Annotated in this window: 7 protein-coding genes; all 7 read right to left on the reverse strand. The window is 51.5% G+C overall.

What is annotated here, in order from left to right; all coding sequences use genetic code 11:
* Nucleotides 1-282: 282 nt before the first annotated feature.
* Nucleotides 283-942 carry a hypothetical protein gene (locus Q0216_RS07935; RefSeq protein WP_298594343.1) on the reverse strand — a complete coding sequence of 220 codons (660 nt, stop codon included), beginning with the start codon at nt 940-942 and terminating at the stop codon, nt 283-285.
* 3 nt (nt 943-945) lie between these two features.
* On the reverse strand, nt 946-1,818 hold the full coding sequence (locus tag Q0216_RS07940) for a hypothetical protein (RefSeq protein WP_298594345.1): 873 nt from the start codon (nt 1,816-1,818) through the stop codon (nt 946-948).
* A 16-nt stretch (nt 1,819-1,834) separates the two neighbouring features.
* The gene (locus tag Q0216_RS07945; protein WP_298594347.1) at nt 1,835-2,224 is read right to left on the reverse strand and encodes a hypothetical protein; all 390 of its coding nucleotides are present in this window, start codon (nt 2,222-2,224) and stop codon (nt 1,835-1,837) included.
* A gap of 351 nt (nt 2,225-2,575) precedes the next feature.
* Entirely contained in the window at nt 2,576-3,265 is a 690-nt protein-coding gene (locus Q0216_RS07950; RefSeq protein WP_298594349.1) for a hypothetical protein, read from the reverse strand.
* A gap of 90 nt (nt 3,266-3,355) precedes the next feature.
* Nucleotides 3,356-4,015 carry a hypothetical protein gene (locus Q0216_RS07955; protein ID WP_298594352.1) on the reverse strand — a complete coding sequence of 220 codons (660 nt, stop codon included), beginning with the start codon at nt 4,013-4,015 and terminating at the stop codon, nt 3,356-3,358.
* Between the two features lie 149 nt (nt 4,016-4,164).
* Complete coding sequence (locus Q0216_RS07960; protein WP_298594354.1) at nt 4,165-5,067, reverse strand: hypothetical protein; 903 nt, start codon at nt 5,065-5,067, stop codon at nt 4,165-4,167.
* A gap of 27 nt (nt 5,068-5,094) precedes the next feature.
* Nucleotides 5,095-5,625, reverse strand: a complete 531-nt coding sequence (locus Q0216_RS07965; protein ID WP_298594355.1) for a hypothetical protein — start codon at nt 5,623-5,625, stop codon at nt 5,095-5,097.
* Nucleotides 5,626-5,842 lie beyond the last annotated feature (217 nt).

The following is a 5,842-nucleotide window of genomic DNA, read 5'->3' on the forward strand; positions in this document are numbered from 1 at the left end:
CCGGTGGCGGCTCTTTGGGTCAGTCTGGTGTGTCTGCTGCGTCGGGTGGCGCTAGCTCCCAGCAGGGCGGCCTTGCCCGCACTGGTTTTGGTGCGGTGTCTGTGGCTGTGGGTGGCGCTCTGGTGCTTGGTGCTGGCACTGTGATGGTGCTGCGTTCCCGCCGCCGCGCCTCCTAGCGCTCGCCGCGTGAGGACACGCTGATACGACAAAGCCCCCGCGGCTGAGAGGATGACTCTCGGCCGCGGGGGCTTTCTCTATATTCAAAACTAATGCCGTGCGATGCTACATGTAGACGTCGGCGAGGCCGGTGACCTTCTCGCGACTCCTAAAATAAAGAATGGTCATACCCCTATCGTCCAACTCATTCACCTTCGCCACATCATCCGAATTATTCATATCAGGCCAACGCTCGTTTTCAATCCTGAACCGCACAATCGCCATCAGACGATAATTGTTATGGATGGTCGGGCAGAACAGGGCAATCTGGGTGCCTGACTTGGCGTAGAACCCCACCATATCCTGATCTTCAATATTCAATGCCTCGTAATACACAATACGGTTGATTGCATTGAAGGGGTAACGGGTCGAGTTGGAGGACCAAATACGCTGCTCGATACCTTCAGGCGAAATTTTGACATAAGCGACAAGGATATAGCGTGAGAAGGCATAAAAACATAATGTAAAAATAATAGCGAATATATTAAACCAAATGCCCATATTTCCACCATATCTATTGCCAATATATCCCAAAAATGGAATTAAGGGATTAAATATACATACATAAGCCTCAAAGCGATTGACTCGCCTAATGTAAATTCCTTGTGCTTCTTTTTTCTTATCTTGGTGTCGATTAATCTCGTACCTAATAATAATGTAGGGGATAGAGGCAATGGACAGCACTAAAATAATTCCCCAGAAGATACTAAAAATGGTATCTAACATGTTTTACTCCGCCTCCTGAGCAATGGCATGAGAAGAGGAATCCTCGTCTTCCTTCTCAGGAATAGTAATACCCACGGTGACGTACTCCTTCACCGACCACCCAGTTGACACCATCGATACCGTGAAAAATAGCGCGGGTAGCCACTCTGAACGGTTCAGCGTGTTGATCATGTACACCAACGAGATGCAGCAAGACATCCCCACCATGCCGACACACACGACACGCAGGGTGCGGTACCCCTCGGACCCCTCCTCAAAACGCGGGTGGTGCAGGTAGAAAAGACCATTGCACACGAGGTATAGGAACCACGGGGTAAGGAGGAGCGTCAACGCCAGGGCAAGCGAATCGTAGCTTGTAGCGGAGAGACTAATCAGAGGAACCACAAGGCATAGAACCGCAAAAATAGCCGCCGTCACAACACCCACACGGGTTGAGCGCCTATCCAGCTGTTCCATGCGCTGCAGGTCAGGGGCGCCGTTCTTGGGATTGGTACGTGTGGCTAGGGCAAGGACGATGTGCGACCCGGCAGCTATATACCAGGAGGCGAAGTTCGTTTCCGGGGTCCACGGAGTCGTATCCCCCTTGAGTACACCAAAAGCTGTAAGAACCGTCAGCACAATCAAGCCCACCGCGCTGAAGGAGAAAACAAAAATAAAGAAGTGGTGGAAAGGGCCACCGTTTGCTTTGCCTGCAATGCTTTCATCATGTGCCATGTCTAGAGCCAGGAGGGTCACAGGCCCCCCAACGAAGAATATCGCACCCCACGGCCAGTGTTCGACTATACCCAGCAATAAAGATGCGAGAGCTAAGAAAATAAAACTGAGCCACATGAAGAGAAGCCTGGGGTCGGTTATGGTATTGAGAAATGCGTTCATGCTATTTCCCTTTCAACTATTTAGACTCTGCCGCAGCGCGGTCAAGGATGCGCTGCAGGTGCTCCGGGATCTGTCGGTACTCTCCAGCCTCGGGGGAACCAATTTCGTACTTGCGGGCGTAGCAGAGGATTTTGATAAGGGTATCCATCTCCTCGTAATCACCGAACTCTACGAAGAGTTCCGGTACGTATTTGGGCGGCCAAACACCGTAGCGTTCACGGAAAAGAATCATCTGGTAGATATAGGTAACGTCAAAGAAGACGGGGCTAAACGCTAGGCGGCGCTTACCCATCTGGCTACTGCTAATTACGAAGTAGCCGCCCTTACCGTTCTCTTTCATATGGATTTTGGTGATGCGGCTGTAGTCGAACTCGCGGGTTTTGAATCGCCAGTTCCGCCATTTCACGGAGGTCTCATTCTGCTGGATGTAAAAGGAATGCGCATGTAAAACCAAATACCAAGCAGGGGACCCAAGGATATTCATCATAAGAAAGACGACTATTAAAGATTCAATATCCTCTGAAATCACAAAGGGTGTAACAATGCACATCAGAAACGTCAATACATCTACATATACAAGAACCAGAAGAGGGTTTTTCTGCCGCTGTCCCAGAGGAATATAGCCTTTAGGGCGGTTAAGTCCGATAGAACCGTTGGTGACGGTTTCGGCAAGAAATTTTCTGAACATTCGCTGTCCTAGTGTGGTTGGTGAATAGGGTTCGGTGTTTGGGTCTATCGTATCGGCTGCCGTGCGGCGCTACATTTTGATATCCGCTAGACCGGTGATTTTGTTGCGTCTTCTATACAGTTTCCTGAACAGGGGTCGGGTCCACTCAAGGTTGTCCCACGTATCAACCCACGCCAGATCTTGCGGGTTCCGCATATCGGGCCAGCGGTCGAACTCGAGCCTGAACCGTACGATTGCCAGCAGACGGTGGTTCTTGCCGACGGGGTCAAGCTTGGCGATTTCCTTGCCTTTCTTGGTGTAGAAGGTGGCCTTGTCAGTCGCTTCCCCATCCCAGTCATCCGCCTCCGCTGTACCTTGGAAGTAGAAAACCTGGTCGATAGCTCTAATCGGGTAGGGGGTCACGGTAGCGAACGGTGAGAGCTTCTGCTCCACAGTGTCGGGCGTGAGTTTTGTGTACACCAGGTGAACGTGCAGGAGGTGGTAGAGAAGGACGAGTAGCAGGATGAATATCAGAAGGTTGAAGAGGATGCCGAGCTCTGCCTGCGTGTAGAGGTAGAACGCGAAGAAACCTGCCGGGAATATGGGTATGAGAAGGGTTATGAGGGCTTCACGGCGAGGCACACGTGTAATGTAGATGCCTTCGTCGCGTAGCTTCATGTCCTGCCGCAGGTGCCTATCATGCAGAACGATGATAGTGATGGCGCCGATGATTGATGCGAGGGTGCAGGTGCCCCAGAGCAGAAGGAAAAAGGTGTGCATGATGCGTGCCCCTCTTTCGCGGTTGTTGGTGGTATTCGCGCCGGTTGTGGCTCTTCGGATGTAGGGGGTAGCTGGTGCTTATCGAGCGGGTTACATGTCAACGTCGGCGAGGCCTGTGACCTTTTCACGTTCCCTAAAATACGGAACTGTACCAGGGCCACTATCTAGAGCATCCACCCGAGCAATATCACTCGGATTATTCATATTCGGCCAACGTTCGTTCTCAATCCTGAACCGCACAATCGCCATCAGACGATAATTCTTGTGAATAATCGGGCAGAAGGCGGCAATTAGTTTTCCGGATTTACTGTAGAAAGACACAAGATCCTGGTCGTCTGTAGAGGTTGCCTCATAGTATTCAATGCCGTCAATAGCATTGAAGGGATAGACGGTCGTACGTGCCGACCACATACGCTGCTCAATACCTTCAGGGGAAATCTTCACATAGGCAACGTGTACGTACCAGGCATACATCATGAGCCCAATTGAAAGAAATATCCCAAGGAATTCATAAAAGGCACCTGGAGACCCCTCCTCAACAAGATGAAGAAAGAAACCAAGACACGGGAACCCAGGGGTAAATATTGCTAGAAGAGCCTCCGCCTGATTAACTCGTCGGATGTACGCGCCTTGGCGGCGGCGCTCCATATCCTTCCAGCGCTGAATCTCATAGTTGATAATGATGTAGAGCGTCCCGGTTACCGAGATGAAGGCCATAATGCCCCAGATAATAATCAGGAAAATGCGCATGACGGGTTCTCGTTTCGTGTGGTTGGTGAATATCCGGAAGCGCACCACCGGTAGGTGGCGTACCTTCCCCAAGGATACCCCGGTGTGCGAATCATCCTAGACCGTGCGCTTTGGTGCACAAGGCTCCTCAGCCCGCGGGGTTCCACGGTTTAGCTGGCTGTAGGTTCAGCCTCCGGGTCCTCCTCATCCTCCTTCTCAGGGATAGCGACACCCACGGTCACGTATCTCTTCACCAGCAAGTACGAGGTGATAACCGGCACCACGTACACCAGCGACAACCCGCTACCGTACTGCACAACATCAGCGGCAAGACGAACCGCCGCCAAACATCCGCCCAAACCCACCAGGGCGACGCAGAAGCCACGCAACACACCATACCCGGCAGTGCCCTCCTCAAAGGTCGATACCCACAGCTTGAACAGGGCGCGGCGCACAAAAATCAGGAAGACCGGCACCAGGCACAGCACCACCGAAACACCCACAGGCTCATAACCGGCAGTAGCGAACGAAACCACCGGAATAACCAGGCAGAAGAGCACCATCAGGGCGCTCACACCCAGCACGACCGCGCGCACGTACCGGTTGATGCGCTCCATACGGCGCAGGTTAGGGATCTCGTCGCTCGGCTGCGCGGCGTTATAGAAGAACAGCAGCAGAATCAGCGCGGACGCCGCCACATACCAGGGCGCAAAATTGATGCCGTCCGTCTGCGGGGTGGAGGCAACCGGCGGGACACCCACCAGGGAGAGAGCAGCGAGCAGAACAATCGCGGTAACGCAGAGCGTGCCCACCGTCAGCAGAAAGTAATGGTACGCGCCGCCGTTCTTTGCATCGTGCACACTGTGCTTACGGGTGTCGTCAATCATTACGACGGAAAACAGCATTGCGGAGATGGATAGGATGCTCCACGCGTATTCACCCGTCACGACGGGGACGAGCATGAGAAGTGCGGATATAGAGAAAAGAATCCACAGGAATATTCGCCGCAGTGTTGGTGAGGACGCGATGGCCCCTTCAAAAAAGCCGATGATAAAGTCGCCGAAATCGTCCACGGTGGGTTCCTTTCTGCGGGGGTGGGGTTACTCTTTGATCTCTTCAAAGCGGAGGACGCTGAAGTCGAATTCATCGTTACGGGTATAGAAGGTCTTGTACGCCCTGTATTTCTTGCCCGTCTCAAAGTTCTGGAGGTATTTGCGGATGGGGATACCATTAGGGGATTTGCTTGATGTGATGATTCCGCACTCTTCCGTTTCGAATTCACCAGAGATTGAGTAGGGGTCCTCATGCTCAATGATTTCGACTGATTCGATAGTACATATTTCAGAGTCATTGTTCGGGTTGTAGTGAGTCGTGAAATATAAGAAACCAAGTGCGGCGAGGAATCCTGCGCAAAATATGATGGTTACACGGTCGTCCCAAACATATTCTACTATTTCGCGAATATATTCTTTGAGGGTAACTTTATTCTTCTTTTTCTTGTAATATTTCTTCTTGCTGGTATTCTGTGTAGTTTTATTTTCAGTAATATAATTTTTCTCCGGATAGCTATTTTTCTTTGAGGTATTCCTTTTCTTTGAAACATTCTTTTTCCTCGGGGAATTTTTCTTCATTGCTCTTCACCTTCTTTCTGAGCTGCGGGCTGTTACTCTGTGCTGGGTTTCTAGGCTTTCGTTGCTTTGTGTGCTTCACTGCTTACTTTGGTTGTGCCCATGGTGTGTACGTCCTTGTGCGGTGGTTGGTGAATCGTGCCTGCCCCGGTGGTGGCGGGCACATTCTTAGCCTATCGCACGGTATCTGACCAGAAGGTTAACTGTGTGCAAGGGTCAG

Origin of the sequence: uncultured Rothia sp. (assembly GCF_937976295.1) — a bacterium.
Classification (GTDB): Bacteria; Actinomycetota; Actinomycetes; order Actinomycetales; family Micrococcaceae; genus Rothia.